This is a genomic window from Colidextribacter sp. OB.20 (assembly GCF_009911595.1).
Lineage (GTDB): Bacteria > Bacillota > Clostridia > Oscillospirales > Oscillospiraceae > Lawsonibacter.
In genome coordinates, this window is sequence record NZ_QWKG01000033.1 from 18,941 (window position 1) to 33,357 (window position 14,417).

Sequence of the window (14,417 nt, forward strand, 5' to 3'; positions counted from 1 at the left end):
GCCCTGGCAGCTCAGGACAATTCATCCAGCGCCGCCGATAGACGCCGCTGGTAGGCGGCCACAGCCTCTCTGGGGCCCGCCAGGGTGATGCTGCCGTCCAGCCCCAGCAGCCAGCCGAAGAACTGAGGGCTGATGACCACCGGCAGGGTGACGGTGAAGTGCTCCTCCCCGTCGGGGACCAGGATCACGTCCTGTCCGAAGCGGTCCCACACCAGGCTGGCCTTGTCCCGCCGGCCCCGGAGGGTGACTCTCACCTCCTGGCCGCTGTACATGCCAAAGTGTTTCTGGCCGTACTCCGCCAGCTGGAAATTGGGGTACTGCCCCTTCCCCTCCCGGCCCATGCAGGTGACCACAATCTCCGCCATCTTGTCCACCCGGTAGTGGCGCATCTCCTGATGGGTGTGGTCAAAGGCCACCAGGTAGTAGTTCTCGCTGTTCCAGATCAGGCCGTAGGGGGAGACCACATACCGCTTCCCCTCCTGGCGGAACACCCGTTTCCGGGCGATGTCGAAGTCGAAATATTTGAAGGTGATGGCCTTCTGGCCGGCGATGGCGGTGTGGAGCTTGTCCACGTTGTAATAGATGCTCTCGTTCATCACCTTGATGCGCCGGTCAACGTAGACCTGCCGCTGGAGCTGGCCGGCCTGGTGGACGCTGGCCAGCCCCTCCAGCTTGCGGATGAGGGCGTCGCTCTTCTTTTGGGTGATGAAGCGGGAGGACTGCACCGCGTCCATGAGCAGCTTGACCTCTGGCAGCTGGAAGTCCCGGCTGCCCACAAACCAGCCCGGGCTCTTGCCCTTCCGGCACTGCACGTCCAGCCCGAACAGCCTCAAAGACTCCAGGTCGTCGTAGACGCTCTTGCGCTCGGCCTTGATGTCCTGCCGGGCCAGCCCCTCGATGAGCTGGGCTACCGTGAGAGGGTGGTCCTCGTCGGTCTGCTGCAGGAGTATCCGGGCCAGATGGAGCAGCTTGGTCTTTTGATTGGTGGTTTTCGCCATAGACAATATCCTCCTTTCCAGGTTTCACGCCCCAGTGTAGGGGATATGATGTACCATAAAACGGACTTTTAAAGGCGGCGCGCCAAAGGCCCCCTTCGAAAAGGGGGCTCCCGGCGAAGCCGGGTGGGGGTTTTCCTAAAAAGACAGACAGGAAAAAACCCTCCGTCATTTGCTCCGCAAATGACACCTCCCTTCACGAAGGGAGGCTTTTGTATGCTCTCCTGAGGGCTGTGGATTAACTCCACCCCTCCCACACCTCCGGGCGAAAGCCCACCGTGGCCTGCCTCCCGTTGCGGACGATGGGGGTGCGCAGGAGGGCGGGGCACTCGAAGAGCTTCTCCAGCCTGGCCTGGTCAGACGCCAGATAGGACACCAGCACCGCGTCCGGGTGACCGGGGTCCACCATGGCCTCCAGTCCCACCGCGTTCTTCACGCTGGTCAGCTCCCCCAGGCTCATCCCCTGCTTTTTCAGGTCCACCGCCTGGAACCTGATCCGCCGCTCTTTAAACCACCGCTCCGCCTTTTTGGTGTCGAAGCACTTGCTCTTTCCGAAAATCTGAATGTTCATATTCCCTCTCCTGTGTAAATAAATCTGGGCCCGGAGTACCCCTCCCGGTCCACCTGCTCGTTCCACATGGCAGCGGGGCGGACCCACAGGCCCCCCTCCCCGTACAGCGCCCGGTAGACCACCATGGGCTCCAGGGTCTCCGAGTGGAAGGCCGTGCCGATGACCTCATATTCCCTTCCCTTGAAGTGGCGGTAGCGCCCCGGTCTGATGTCCATGTAAATCCCTCCTGTTTTTTCACAGTATACCATATTTTGCCGCTTTAAACAAGGTTGAAAGCCTCTGATAAAAGCCATACTAACCGTTACAAACGGATGGAAGGATGGCGAAGCGTTTGAAGGCAGTGATTATGGCGGGCGGTGAGGGCACCCGGCTGCGCCCCCTGTCCCTGGGCCGGCCCAAGCCCATGACCCCCCTGCTGGGCCGGCCGGTGATGGAGCACATCATCAACCTTCTGAGGTCCCACGGGGTTGGCGACATCTGCGTCACTCTGTGCTACAAGCCTCAGGCGGTGATGGACTATTTCGGGAGCGGGGAGCAGCTCGGGGTGCGGCTGACCTGGTTCACAGAGGAGGAGCCTATGGGGACGGCGGGCAGCGTCAAGGCCTGCATGGACCATCTGGGGCGGGAGGACTTTCTGGTCATCAGCGGGGACTGCGTCTGCGACCTGGACCTGACCGCCCTGCTCCACTTTCACCAGGAGCGGGGGGCCCAGGCCACCCTGGCCCTCTACCGCCACCCCAATCCCCTGGAGTATGGCCTGGTTCTCACCGGCGGGGAGGGGAGGGTGGAGCGGTTTGTGGAGAAGCCGGGCTGGGGCCAGGTGTTCACCGACCAGATCAACACGGGCATCTATCTGCTGTCCCCCGCCGCCATGGACAGGGTGCCCGAGGGGCAGGTCTTTGACTTCGGCAAGGACCTGTTTCCCGCCCTTCTCCGGGAGGGGGCGCCCCTCTATGGCCTGCCCCTGGAGGGCTACTGGCGGGATATGGGGGACTGCGGGGCCTATCTGGACTGCGCCTGCGACGCTCTGTCGGGCAAGGTGAGGCTGGATATGGGCCTGCCCAAGCGGTCGGCGGGGGTGTGGTCCGCCCAGCCCCTGCCCCCGGAGCTCAATCTGGTGCCCCCCTGCTGGGTCGGCGAGGGGGTCTCCCTGGGGGCGGGCTGTCTGGTGGGCCCCCACACCGTGCTGGAGCGGGGGGCCGCCGTAGGGGAACGGGCGATGGTCCAGCGGTCGGTGCTGCTGGAAAACGCCGCCGCCGGGCCCCGGACCACCCTGTACGGGGCAATTTTGTGCCGGGACGCCTCCGCCCGCAAGGGGGCGGTCCTCAATGAGGGGGCCGTCCTGGGGGAGAACGCCCTGGCGGAGGAGGGAGCAATTTTGCTGGAAAAGGTGAAGCTTTGGCCGGGGCAGACCGCCCCCGCGGCCTGCCGTCTGGCCCGGTCCATTACCAGCGGGAGCCAGAGGACCGCCCTGCGGTTCAGCGACGGCGGAGTCATCCGGGGAGTGCTGGGGGAGGATATGGGTCCGGAGGCCATGATGGCCCTGGGCAGCGTTCTGGGGGCTGGGGGCCAGGTGGGCCTGGGCTGCTCTCACACCCCCGGAGCCGGGATGCTGGCCCGGGCCGCCGCGGTGGGGGTGGCCGCCGCCGGAGGGGATGCCCTCACCCACTCCCTGGACAGTCCCGTGGAGGGGGCCGGAGCGGCGGCGCGCTTCCAGCTGCCCGCCTCCCTCTTTGTGGAGGAGAGCGAGGGGAGGGTCTACCTCCACTTCTTTGGGCAGGACGGCCTGCCCCTGGGCCGGGAGCGGGAGCGGAAGCTGGAGCACGCCCTGCTCCAGGGGGAGCTCCACCGGGCTCGCAGCGGCCAGGTGGGCCGGCTGCGGCAGATGGAATTTTCCCAAAACCAGTGGGCCCGGGGGGTGGCGGAGGGGGCCGCCCTGCGCCGCCCCGCTCTGCGGAGGGTGACTGTGGCGGCGGGGGACTCCACCCCTGAGGACCGGGCCCTCCGGGCGGCTCTCTCCGCTCTGGGGTGCAGGCTGGAAAAGGAGTGGCGGCCCGGAATTGCTGCCTTCCAGGCCCGGCGGGGAGGCTTTGTCCTCACCGCCCGGGACGAACAGGGGGCGGAGGTGGACCCGGGACAGCTGCTCACCCTGCTGGCCCTGATTGAGATGGAAAACGGCGCCGGGAAGGTGGCTGTTCCCGCCGGAGCCAGCGCCGCGGTGGAGCTGGTGGCCGCCGGCTACGGCGGCACTGTCCTGCGGCTGGACCGGGACGGGGACCAGGCCTCCGCCCTCTATGCCGCCCAGCCCTGGCTGAGCCAGGCCCCCGCCGCCGCCGTGCGCATCTGCTCCCGGATGGCCGTCTCCGGCCAGAAGCTGGAGGCTCTGGTGGCCAAGACGCCCCGGTTCTCCGCCTGGCGGCGGGAGATTCCCCTCAGCTCCGACCGGGGCCGGGTGATGCAGGCCCTGGCCCGGGAGAGTGCCCGCGTCCCTGCGGGAGAGGGGCTGCGCCTGCGCACCGGGAACGGCTGGGTCTATCTGACCCCCCTGGCCCGGCGGTCCGCCCTGCGCATTGTGGCCGAGGGTCCCGACCTGGAGCTGGCCGCCGAGCTGTGCGACTTCTACGCCAACCGGACGGCGGAGCTGGACCGGGCGATTTCTGAGCAATGTGCCCAAGAGGAGGACAAGTAACGGCATATCTGTTCTTCTGAAACGCATAGTATACTTTTCAGGAAAAGTGTGGTAAACTATAAACATCTATTATGCCTTGCAGATATCCGCCGCTCTGTAGGGCGCGACGACTCGGCGCGCCTTATATCAGACAGAGATTTCAGAGCGGGCGGCGGGCCGGGGTCGTCCCGCCCTACACAGGGGGATGGCCGGCAGGGCAGAGAACAGATTCGATTTAAACGCCAAAAGGGGGCGGGAGAATCCCTCCCGCCCCGGCGTCTAAATATATTCCGCAGACCCCGAACCGCAGGACAGGCGGGGACGGCTCGCGGACGTTACAACGACAGAGAGACATCGGAAGACGAAGGGACCGCGCACCCAAACCGGCGAGGCAGGGCCGGAGCGGGACAGTCCTTCGTCTGATTTCTGTGGGCCTTTCTGTCAGGCTACATCAACATCAATGAAAAAAGGAGCAATTATGGCAGAAAAACTGAAAATTATTTCCCTTGGCGGTCTCAACGAGATCGGCAAGAACCTCACTGTATACGAATACGGGGGCGACATCGTCGTGGTGGACTGCGGCATGGGCTTTCCTGACGACGACATGTACGGCATCGACGTGGTCATCCCCGATGTGAGCTACCTTATCAAGAACCAGAACAAAATCCGGGGCATCTTCATCACCCACGGCCACGAGGACCACATCGGGGCCCTGCCCTATGTGCTGCGGTCGGTGAACGCCCCCATCTACGCCACCCGCATGTCCGCCGGGCTCATCAGGCTGAAGCTGGAGGAGCACCGGCTGCTGGACCGGACCAAGCTCATCACCTGCGAGGCGGGCCAACTTGTCAAGGCGGGGCGGTTTACCGTGGAGTTCATCCATGTGAACCACTCCATCGCCGATGCGGTGGCCTTCGCCATCAAGTGCCCGGCGGGCACCTGCGTCCACACCGGCGACTTCAAGATCGACGCCACCCCCATCCAGGGGGGCATGATGGACCTGGCCCGGCTGGGCGAGCTGGGCAAGGAGGGGGTGCTGGCCCTGCTGGCCGACTCCACCAACGTGGAGCGCTCGGGCTACACCCGGTCTGAGCGCAGCGTGGGCGCCTCCTTCGACGCCCTGTTCCGGGGCTGTGAGGAGCGGATCATCGTCACCACCTTTGCCTCCAACGTGGACCGCATCCAACAGGTCATCGACGTGGCCGCCCGCTATGGGCGGAAGGTGGCCGTCACCGGCCGGTCCATGGAGAACGTGATGAGGGTCTCCTCTGAGCTGGGCTATATGAACATCCCAGACGGCATCCTCATGGACCTGAACCACATCAAGTCCCTGCCCAAGGACCGGGTGTGCATCATCACCACCGGCAGTCAGGGAGAGACCATGTCCGCCCTCACCCGCATGGCTTTCAACACCCACCGGCAGGTGGACCTGTTCCCCGGCGACCGGGTAATCATCTCCGCCTCCGCCATCCCGGGCAACGAGAACGCCATCGGCAACGTGGTCAACGAGCTGTACCGCAAGGGCGTGGAGGTGATGAACGAGCGGGACCTGGCTCTGCACGTGTCAGGCCACGCCTGCCAGGAGGAGCTGAAAATCGTCCACGCCCTGGTCAAGCCCAGGTTCTTCATCCCCGTCCACGGGGAGCAGCGGATGCTCCAGCTCCACGCCAAGCTGGCCCGGGAGATGGGAATGGACGCCAATCATATTCTCATCAGCGACATCGGGCGAGTGATCGAGCTCACCCCCGGCTCGGCCAGGCTGGCGGGCACCGTCACCGCCGGGCAGGTCTTTGTGGACGGCTACGGCGTGGGCGACGTGGGCAGCGTGGTCCTGCGGGACCGCAAGCACCTGGCCGAGGACGGCATGATTGTGGTGGCCCTGTCCATGTCCGGGGAGAACGGCGGGCTGGTCTCCGGCCCGGATATCATCACCCGGGGCTTTGTCTATGTGAAGGAGTCCGAAGGCCTGCTGGAGGAGCTGCGTCAGGTGGCCCTGGAGGCCCTCCAGCATGTGGACACCCGCTACTCCACTGACTGGTCTGCCATCAAGGGGGCCATCAAGGGGGATCTGTCCGGCTACCTCTACAAGAAAACCAAGCGCTCCCCCATGATCCTGCCTGTTATCATGGAGGTGTGAAAAAACTCCGTCCAAGGCGGCCAGCCTCAGACAGCATAAAAGCCCCGCGCGGAAAAATAAGCTGCCCCCTGATGCAGTCCTGCATCAGGGGGCTTTTGTCTGCCATCCGGCTTTACAGGGGCGGTTCAAGGGGAGCCTGGGGTGTGCACGCTTAGGGCCCCCGGCCTGCGCCGGGGGCCCGCTGTTCAGCTGATGGAGATAAAGTCCTTGCGGATATAGCCGGTCTGATTGGTCTTGTAGGCAACCTTATACCAGCCGTTCTCCTCGCCCAGGACGGTGACGGTGCTGCCGTTTCCGACGCTGGCGACCTTGTCGTAGTCGGTGCCCGGCCCGGAGCGGATATTGACGCCCTTGTCCGCGTTGACGATTTTGCCCTGCTGGCCGCCGCTGGGGATGGTCCCGCTGGGCTTGCAGTAGACCGTTGCCTCAGCGCTGACGCCGCCGCAGGAGGCGGTGATGGTGACCTGAGCGCCGGAGGCGCCGGTGTTCACGTTGGTGACATTGCCGGAGGCGTCCACTGTGGCGGCGGCCTCGTTGCTGCTGGACCAGGTGACAGTCCCCTCCGCCCCCGCGGGGAGCAGGCTGGCGGTGAGGGTATTCGTCTGGCCGGGCTCCAGGGTGAGCTCGCTCTGGCTCAGGGCAATGGACTCCACCGCCGGAGTGACGGGGGTGTTGACCGAGCTGCCGCCGGAGGCGGAGGAGCTGTCTACAGAGGAGGAGCCGGGGCTCTGGCTGCCGCTGGGGTTCTTGCCTCCGCCGAAGAAGGGGGCGCCCATAAAGCGGTAGATGATGACCAGAGCGGCGATGACCACGATAAAGGAGCCGATCCAGGTGGCGGTTTTCAGGGCGGAGGCGGGCCGGCCGTAGCCGCCGCCTCGGGTGTTGGCCACCCGCTTGCCCGAGATGCCGCCCCGGCTGGGGCGCTCGTCGCAGAAGGGGCAGCGCTTATAGGTAACGGAGTAGTCCTCCCCGCAGTTTTCGCAGCGGATGACATCGTTGCGCCGGGGGGGGGATTGCCGCCGGCCTCGGTCGTCGCTCCGGCTTTGTGCGGGGGCGGGCTGACGGGGGGCGCTCCGGCTCTGGGAGGAGGGCTGACGGTAGCCGTCCCGGCCCTGAGAGGAGGGCTGACGGTAGCCGTCCCGGCCCTGAGAGGAGGGCTGACGGTAGCCGTCCCGGCCCTGAGAGGAGGGCTGACGGTAGCCGTCCCGGCCCTGAGAGGAGGGCTGACGGTAGCCGTCCCGGCCCTGGGAGGAGGGCTGACGGGGGCCGCTCCGGCTCTGAGAGGCCGGCTGCTGGTATTCATCCCGATCCCGGGCGCCTGTGGGACGGCGCTCGCCGCCGCCGCGGGAGGGGGGAGATTGTCTTTCAGCCATGGTTGTGTCTCCAATCCTTATTCATTCGATATGGTCCTATTCTACAGGTATTTTTCTCCCCCGTCAACGGCAAATCGTCAAAATAACAAAATATTCACAATTTTATGTCAATCGACCGGCAGACCTGGGAGAACGGGCCGCCAAAGGCGGCGGCCCCCACTTGACCTGTCCGCCGCTTTTTACTATAATAGGGCCATCCAAGTGAGGAGGTCCCGCCTATGAGCACCCTGATGACCGCCAGCGAGGTCCACAAGCAGTACGCGGAGGCGGCCGCCGCTTTCCGCAAGCTGATTCCCGACCCCTCCCTGCGTCTGACCTTCAGCCGACAGGTGGACGGCTATCTCCGCAGCTACGCCCTGGGGGTCTGGCAGGCGGACAACGCCAGCTCCATCACCCCCCGGCACGTGGAGTTTTACAACGCCATCTGGTCCCCGGGCAACCCGGTGCCCTCCGCCCTGTACTGGGAGGTGGCCTCCGGCGTGGCCAACTTCGACCTGTTCCAGCCCCCCGCCTTCTTCGAGGATCTGCGGCGCTATGACAGGATGAGGGGCACTGCCCTGGCCCGGCGGTTCGCCGACCAGCTGACCCTGCTCCTGCTCCTCTTTGCCGCGGTGGACGGGGTGGTCAGCGAGAGTGAGGCAGGCTTTGTAAACGCCTGCAGCGGCGCTCTGCTGGAGCTGTGCGACCAGGACGGCCTGCGGGCCGACCGCCCTGCGGTGCGGGCGGACGAGTTTATCGCCCCCCGGCCCGCCTCCCCCGCAGCTCCGGCGGCGGAGAAGAGGGCCGCTCCTGCGGCAGAGGGGCCGGAGGAGCCCGTCAAAGAGCCCGAGCCCTCTCTGGAGGAGCTGCTGGCCCAGCTGGACGAGCTTTGCGGCCTGGAGCGGGTGAAGAAGGACGTAAAGAGCCTCATCAACCTGGTAAAGGTGCGCAGGCTGCGGGAGGAGGCCGGCCTGCCCGTCCCCCCCATGTCCCTCCACCTGGTGTTTATGGGCAACCCGGGCACCGGCAAGACAACCGTGGCCCGGCTGCTGGCCAAAATCTACCACGCCGTGGGGGTGCTGTCCCAGGGCCAGCTGGTGGAGGTGGACCGCTCTGGCCTGGTGGCGGGGTTTGTGGGCCAGACCGCCCTCAAGACCCAGGAGGCCGTCCAGAAGGCCATCGGCGGGGTGCTGTTCATCGACGAGGCCTACGCCCTGGTCAACGCCGACAACGCCAACGACTTCGGCCACGAGGCCATTGAGGTCATCCTCAAGAACATGGAGGACCACCGGAAGGACCTGATTGTCATCGTGGCGGGCTACACAGACCGGATGGAGCAGTTCATCCACGCCAACCCCGGCCTGGAGTCCCGGTTCAACAAGTACTTTTTCTTCGAGGACTACGACGGCCCTCAGCTCATGGATATCTTCCGCTCCATGTGCAAAAAGAACGGCTACACTCTCTCCAAGGAGGGGGAGCAGTTCATGGAGAAGGACCTTCAGGAGCTCTACGACAGCCGGGACGAGAACTTCGGCAACGCCCGGGACGTGCGCAACCTCTTCGAGCAGGCGGTGGCCCGCCAGGCCGACCGGGTCTCTCAGCTGGAGGAGCCCACCAAGGAGCAGCTCATGGAGCTGAAGCCGGAGGATTTGGAGGAGCCGTCGAGCGGCGACAGGTAGGGCGCGACGACCCGGCGCGCCGTCCTCTCCCGGGCGAAAAAGGGGAGGGCGTGTAGGGGCGGATATCATCCGCCCGCAGAATAAACGTGTGTAGGGCGCGACGACCCGGCGCGCCGCCCTCTCCCGGGCGAAAAGGGGAGGGCATGTAGGGGCGCACATTGTGCGCCCGCAGTCAATGGACGAGGTTCGTAAAAGGCGGGCGGACAATGTCCGCCCCTACAGGGCGCGCTGTCATTTAAAGGATGCGGCGATGGAAAACGGCGGGCCGGGTCGTCCCGCCCTACAAGGTGAAAGGGGACCTGTCCGTTGGAAACCTTCTTTTCTATCCTGGAGGACGAGGAGTACAACCAAATCTGGGACAGAATCGACAATGAGCTGCAATTCCAGCCCAGTATCCGGAGCAGTCAGCCTCCCTTCCGGCTCCCCGCGCCCTGGGTGGTCCACGATCTGGCCTACTACCCCGTGGACCGGCAGTATGAGGACTTCGCGGCCGCAGTTGTCCAGGCTCTGGTTGCCTGCCTGGGGGAGGACGACTGGATTTACGCCCTGGACTGGCAGCACAGCGGCTTTCGCTATGACCCCCGCAGGCCCGTCACCGAGCATGACCACTGGGTGGAGGATGAGCGGTACGGCGGCATTTTTGGCGGGAGGTATAACGCCTATTTTCCAGAATTTTACCCCGACGGGGATTATTACTTTTTTGTCCAGCGGGACCTGAAATGGGGCTATCTGGGCCACCCCTGGCGGCGGGAGATCTGGCTGTTCGGTGCACCGCTGGTGGAGCGGCTGTCCCCGGGGCTGGAGGAGCTGGGTTTTCCGGTGAAAAACAAATCAAAAGAGGAGTAAACGGGTATGGATCAATGCTATGCGCGCCCCTATTACAAGGACACAGGCAGGCGGCCCTATCTGTACTACGCGGTGATTGGCATAGACGGGGAGGCGGAGCTGGAGATTTCCCGCTCCCGGCACCGTGTGGACGAGGTGCCCGCCGGGCTGGTGCTCAACGCCTTCCGCCGCGCAGAGCACGCCGCCGAGATGGACCAGCTGCTGGGCGGCGTTCTGGGCCGGGTGCTGGAAAATCAGGACAAGGCCCTGTATGAGAAGGCCAAGGCCGGGGAGTCCTGGCTGATTCTCCAGGGGGAGGTCCAGAAGGACGACACTCTGGACTACTTGCGCAATGCCGTGGGCATTGTCCAGGCGGCGCTGGATATGGGGGCGGAGGCGGTGCTGGACCTGCACGCCCTGCGGCTGATTTCGCCCCAGGGGTGGAAATCGCTCTTTGATCCGCCCTTCTCCCCCTGGGAGCACGTAACCTTCCTATGGAGCCCCATGGAGGGCGGCAGCTTCTGGCTCCACACCCGGGGCATGCTGAAATTCGGGCGGCCGGACATTGGGCTGGAGGGGGTGCCCCAGGGAGAGCAGGGCCGGGCGATGGATATCTTTAAGCAGATGGTTTTCTATGCGGCCCAGGGGGCGGCGTTTACCCAAAACACAAGGCTGCATATCAGCGAGCACACAGCCTGTATGCTCCACCCGGAGCTCGCCGGGCAGATGGACGACCCGGACTATAACAACGAGCACTATCAGATGTCCTGGGCGGACTGCGTGTTTGAGGACGTGTAGGGGCGGATATCATCTGCCCGCAGAATAAACGCATGTAGGGCGCGACGACCCGGCGCGCCGCCCTCTCCCGGGCGAAAAGGGGAGGACGTGTAGGGGCACACATTGTGCGCCCGCAGTCAATGGACTGGGTTCGTAAAAGGCGGGCGGACAATGTCCGCCCCTACAGACGCACGCAGGGCGCGCCGTCATTAGAACGGATGCGGCGATGGAAAGCGTCGGGCCGGGTCGTCCCGCCCTACGAAAGTGTACCATATAAAAATGAGGAGGAAAAAACCATGTTACTGAACTTTGAAAAAATCGAGGAGAAGGTCATCCCCAAGATGCGGGGGGGCGAGGGCGAGCTGATCGCCCGGATGTTTGTCAACGAGGACACCAAGATCATGCGCAGCCGGCTCACCCCGGGCAGCACCATCGGCCTGCACACCCACGAGACGGACAGCGAGATGATCTACATCCTGTCCGGCCGGGGCAAGGTGCTGTACGACGGGGAATACGAGCCCCTGTCCGCCGGCTCCTGCCACTACTGCCCCAAGGGCCACGAGCACAGCCTCATCAACGACAGCGACGAGGACCTGGTGATTCTGGCCATGATTCCCAGCCACGGCGCATGAGGGTCGCCTTCTGCACCCTGGGCTGCAAGGTCAACCAGTATGAGACCCAGGCGCTGGAGCAACTGTTCGCCGCCCGGGGCCATGATCTGGTTCCCTTCGAGGGGGAGGCGGACGCCTACATCATCAACACCTGCACCGTCACGGCGGTGAGCGACAAGAAGTCCCGGCAGACGGTCCGACAGGCCCGGAAGCGGGCCCCGGGGGCGGTGGTAGCGGTGTGTGGCTGCTACCCCCAGACCCACCCAGGGGATATGGCGGACCTGCCTGTGGACCTGGCGGCGGGCACGGGAGATCGGACCGGCTTTGTGGAGCTGGTGGAGCGGGCCTGTGAGGAGCGACGGGAGAAGCTCACCGCCCTGGACGACGCCATGAAGCGCCGGACCTTCGAGCCCCTCCCCGCCGGGGGGCTGGAGGGCCGCACCCGGGCCATGCTCAAGGTGGAGGACGGGTGCGTCAACTTCTGCGCCTACTGCATCATCCCCTACGCCCGGGGGCCGGTGCGCTCCCTGCCTCTGGCGGAAGCCGCCGCCCAGGCGGCGGAGCTGGCGGCGGAGGGCTATCGGGAGCTGGTGCTCACCGGCATCGAGATCTCCTCCTGGGGCCGGGATTTTAGGGACGGGACCTCCCTTATCGACCTGGTGGAGGCGGTGTGCGCCGCCGCGCCGGGGTGCCGGGTTCGGCTGGGTTCCCTGGAGCCCCGGACCGTCACCGAGGAATTCTGCCTCCGGGCGGCGAAGCTGGAAAATCTCTGCCCCCACTTCCACCTGTCCATGCAGTCGGGCTGCGACGCCACCCTGGTCCGGATGAACCGGAGGTACAGCGCCGCCCGGTTCTATGAGAGCGTGAACCTTCTGCGAAAGCACTTTGACACCCCCGCCATCACCACCGACATGATTGTGGGCTTTCCCGGGGAGACGGAGGAGGAATTTACTCAGTCGCTGGAGTTCATCCAGCGGTGCGGCTTCGCCGCCATGCACATTTTTCCCTACTCCCGCCGCCCCGGCACGCCGGCGGCGGCCATGCCCGGCCAGGTGCCCAGGGCCGTCAAGGAGACCCGGGCTCATAAAGCCGCTGGAATTGCCGCAAAAATGGAGCGGGACTACCTGTCCCGGCTTGAGGGGCAGGCGGCGGAGGTCCTCTTTGAGGAGGAGCGGGAGGGCTTCTGGCGGGGACACACCGCCCGATACAGCGAGGTGCGGGTCAAAAGCGGAGAGGACCTCAATAACCAGCTGCGGAACGTCCAGATTACCGCCGTGGGAGATGGATTTTTGGAGGGGGAACTGCTCCCCTCCGGCTAACAGCAAAACAGCGCCGGCTTTCTTGAAGCCGGCGCTGCCATTTTACAGAGCTATAGTGCCATCCATAATTTTTGCAAGAAATTCCGGGAAGGAAGCGGCCGCCTGTCCGCACTCCTCAAATTCCGGCTCCGCTCCATAGACAACTGCGCCGTCCTCCATGGAAATCGCGTAATAGGAGTAACCGTTTTTCAGAGACATGACGATGGGGAGGTGACGGTCCCAGAAGATCCTTATTTCATCCTCCCAAGCCTTGTCCCCCTCCGCGCTTTTCAGGCTGAGCTGTTCCCACTCATTCCACTGCCAGGCGTGGTCCAAACGGGAGTCGTAGTCCTCTGCGCACAGGAACCAGGTGGTCTCGTCGCCGTTGTACAGCTCACTGACGGCAGCGGTAAACTGTCGCCACAGGTCGGGGATATTGTGGTATCGCTCGGCGACCCATTTGGGGAGTGGAGGGTTTGGCCGGGTTTCCACCTTCCAGCCCTGTGTCCGCATGTGCTCCAAAAACTGCTCCAGGTCAAGTCTAAGGGCAAAACGGATTTCGGCCTCAAATTCATCGTCAGGCAGATCAAAGGGGAAGGGGTCCGCATCCTCATAGGGCCCTTCCGGCCTGTCTGAGAACTCCAGGACAATAAAAGGCCCCCTTGAAAAGAACATTTTATCCACTCGGATGTAGTCCTTCCCCCGCTTCCAGAGCCGCTTTTCCACTTCCTCCTGGAAAAAGGTGCCGTCAGTATATCCAAATGTCTCCAGCTCCCGTGTTGTTCCCACCAGCTCCGCGCCGTATTTTTGCAGGATTTTTTCCGCAAAAGCGGTTTTTTCAAGCAGGGGTTCAGAGGTGTGTCCGTTCATGTTTCCTCCCTGGGGTCGGGTAGGTCCACATAGACGGGCGGGTGGCCGGCGGCCTCCACGAAGCGGAGCAGGTCCTCCCGCTTCAGCTGGAGGGTGGAGGTGGAGATGCCCGGGTGGCCGCTGATGAACTCGTCGGCCAGCAGGTCCCGGTCGATGACCAGCTTGACCCGGCGGTCTGTGTCGAAGAGCAGCTCCAGGGCGGAGACCGAGCCGGGGACGGTCTGGAGGTAGTCCGCCATGTGGCCGCCGTCGGCGAAGGACAGCCGGGTGCACCCCAGCTGGGCGGAGAGGAATTTGGTCTTAAAGGGCTTGTCCCCGGGCATCAGAAGCAGGTAGAAATCGGTCTGCTGCTTGTTGCACAGAAACAGATTCTTGCAGATTTCGGAGCCCAGAATCTGCTCCACCTGGTGGCAGATCTCGATGGTGTCGGCGTGGTCGTGGTCCACCCGGACGTAGGGGATATTCAGCTCCTCCAGCCGGTCGTAGATGGCCAGCTCCTGGGGGATGCGGCCGTCGGTGGGGCGGGTGGTGTAGCGGGTTTGGTCGATGTACATGGTATCGCTCCTTTGCGTGTAGGGGGCGGCCTCTGCGCCGCCCCGGAAATGATGATAACGCCGATGGAACGGGGCGGCAC

Annotated in this window: 13 protein-coding genes; 7 read left to right on the plus strand and 6 right to left on the minus strand. The window is 64.4% G+C overall.

Annotation, left to right across the window (positions count from 1 at the left end):
- Nucleotides 1–11: 11 nt before the first annotated feature.
- From D1641_RS09265 to D1641_RS09275, 3 genes are all read right to left on the minus strand, one after another.
- On the minus strand, nucleotides 12–998 hold the full coding sequence (locus D1641_RS09265; protein ID WP_160664939.1) for a WYL domain-containing protein: 987 nt from the start codon (nucleotides 996–998) through the stop codon (nucleotides 12–14).
- A gap of 235 nt (nucleotides 999–1,233) precedes the next feature.
- Nucleotides 1,234–1,566 carry an ArsC/Spx/MgsR family protein gene (locus D1641_RS09270; protein WP_160664941.1) on the minus strand — a complete coding sequence of 111 codons (333 nt, stop codon included), beginning with the start codon at nucleotides 1,564–1,566 and terminating at the stop codon, nucleotides 1,234–1,236.
- On the minus strand, nucleotides 1,563–1,781 hold the full coding sequence (locus D1641_RS09275; RefSeq protein ID WP_160664943.1) for a DUF1653 domain-containing protein: 219 nt from the start codon (nucleotides 1,779–1,781) through the stop codon (nucleotides 1,563–1,565). Before D1641_RS09275 ends, D1641_RS09270 begins: the two co-directional genes overlap by 4 nt.
- A 125-nt stretch (nucleotides 1,782–1,906) precedes the next feature.
- Here D1641_RS09275 and D1641_RS09280 point away from each other — a divergent pair, with 125 nt between their 5' ends.
- Both D1641_RS09280 and D1641_RS09285 read left to right on the plus strand, forming a co-directional pair.
- A complete protein-coding gene (locus D1641_RS09280; RefSeq protein ID WP_347707412.1) occupies nucleotides 1,907–4,255 on the plus strand; it encodes a sugar phosphate nucleotidyltransferase in 2,349 nt (782 codons plus the stop codon).
- A gap of 457 nt (nucleotides 4,256–4,712) precedes the next feature.
- On the plus strand, nucleotides 4,713–6,371 hold the full coding sequence (locus tag D1641_RS09285; protein WP_160664947.1) for a ribonuclease J: 1,659 nt from the start codon (nucleotides 4,713–4,715) through the stop codon (nucleotides 6,369–6,371).
- A gap of 185 nt (nucleotides 6,372–6,556) precedes the next feature.
- On the opposite strand, the gene D1641_RS09290 is transcribed toward D1641_RS09285, so the two are convergent.
- The gene (locus D1641_RS09290) at nucleotides 6,557–7,744 is read right to left on the minus strand and encodes an SH3 domain-containing protein (protein ID WP_160664949.1); all 1,188 of its coding nucleotides are present in this window, start codon (nucleotides 7,742–7,744) and stop codon (nucleotides 6,557–6,559) included.
- Between the two features lie 218 nt (nucleotides 7,745–7,962).
- On the opposite strand from D1641_RS09290, the gene D1641_RS09295 reads away from it, so the two are divergent.
- The 5 genes from D1641_RS09295 to mtaB all read left to right on the plus strand — a co-directional run bounded on the left by D1641_RS09295 (nucleotide 7,963) and on the right by mtaB (nucleotide 12,934).
- On the plus strand, nucleotides 7,963–9,402 hold the full coding sequence (locus D1641_RS09295) for an AAA family ATPase (RefSeq protein WP_160664951.1): 1,440 nt from the start codon (nucleotides 7,963–7,965) through the stop codon (nucleotides 9,400–9,402).
- 306 nt (nucleotides 9,403–9,708) lie between these two features.
- The gene (locus D1641_RS09300; RefSeq protein WP_160664953.1) at nucleotides 9,709–10,248 is read left to right on the plus strand and encodes a DUF2716 domain-containing protein; all 540 of its coding nucleotides are present in this window, start codon (nucleotides 9,709–9,711) and stop codon (nucleotides 10,246–10,248) included.
- A 6-nt stretch (nucleotides 10,249–10,254) separates the two neighbouring features.
- Nucleotides 10,255–11,025 (plus strand): hypothetical protein, encoded by a 771-nt coding sequence (locus tag D1641_RS09305; protein WP_160664955.1) that lies wholly within the window; start codon nucleotides 10,255–10,257, stop codon nucleotides 11,023–11,025.
- A 275-nt stretch (nucleotides 11,026–11,300) separates the two neighbouring features.
- Entirely contained in the window at nucleotides 11,301–11,636 is a 336-nt protein-coding gene (locus D1641_RS09310; protein WP_160664957.1) for a cupin domain-containing protein, read from the plus strand.
- Nucleotides 11,633–12,934: a tRNA (N(6)-L-threonylcarbamoyladenosine(37)-C(2))-methylthiotransferase MtaB gene (gene mtaB, locus D1641_RS09315; RefSeq protein ID WP_160664959.1), complete on the plus strand. Its 1,302-nt coding sequence runs from the start codon at nucleotides 11,633–11,635 to the stop codon at nucleotides 12,932–12,934. The genes D1641_RS09310 and mtaB overlap by 4 nt, the downstream gene beginning before the upstream one ends.
- A 42-nt stretch (nucleotides 12,935–12,976) precedes the next feature.
- Here the strand turns inward: mtaB and D1641_RS09320 are convergent, their stop codons facing one another.
- A complete protein-coding gene (locus D1641_RS09320) occupies nucleotides 12,977–13,783 on the minus strand; it encodes a hypothetical protein (protein ID WP_160664961.1) in 807 nt (268 codons plus the stop codon).
- A complete protein-coding gene (locus D1641_RS09325; protein ID WP_160664963.1) occupies nucleotides 13,780–14,337 on the minus strand; it encodes a prolyl-tRNA synthetase associated domain-containing protein in 558 nt (185 codons plus the stop codon). The genes D1641_RS09320 and D1641_RS09325 overlap by 4 nt, the downstream gene beginning before the upstream one ends.
- Nucleotides 14,338–14,417 lie beyond the last annotated feature (80 nt).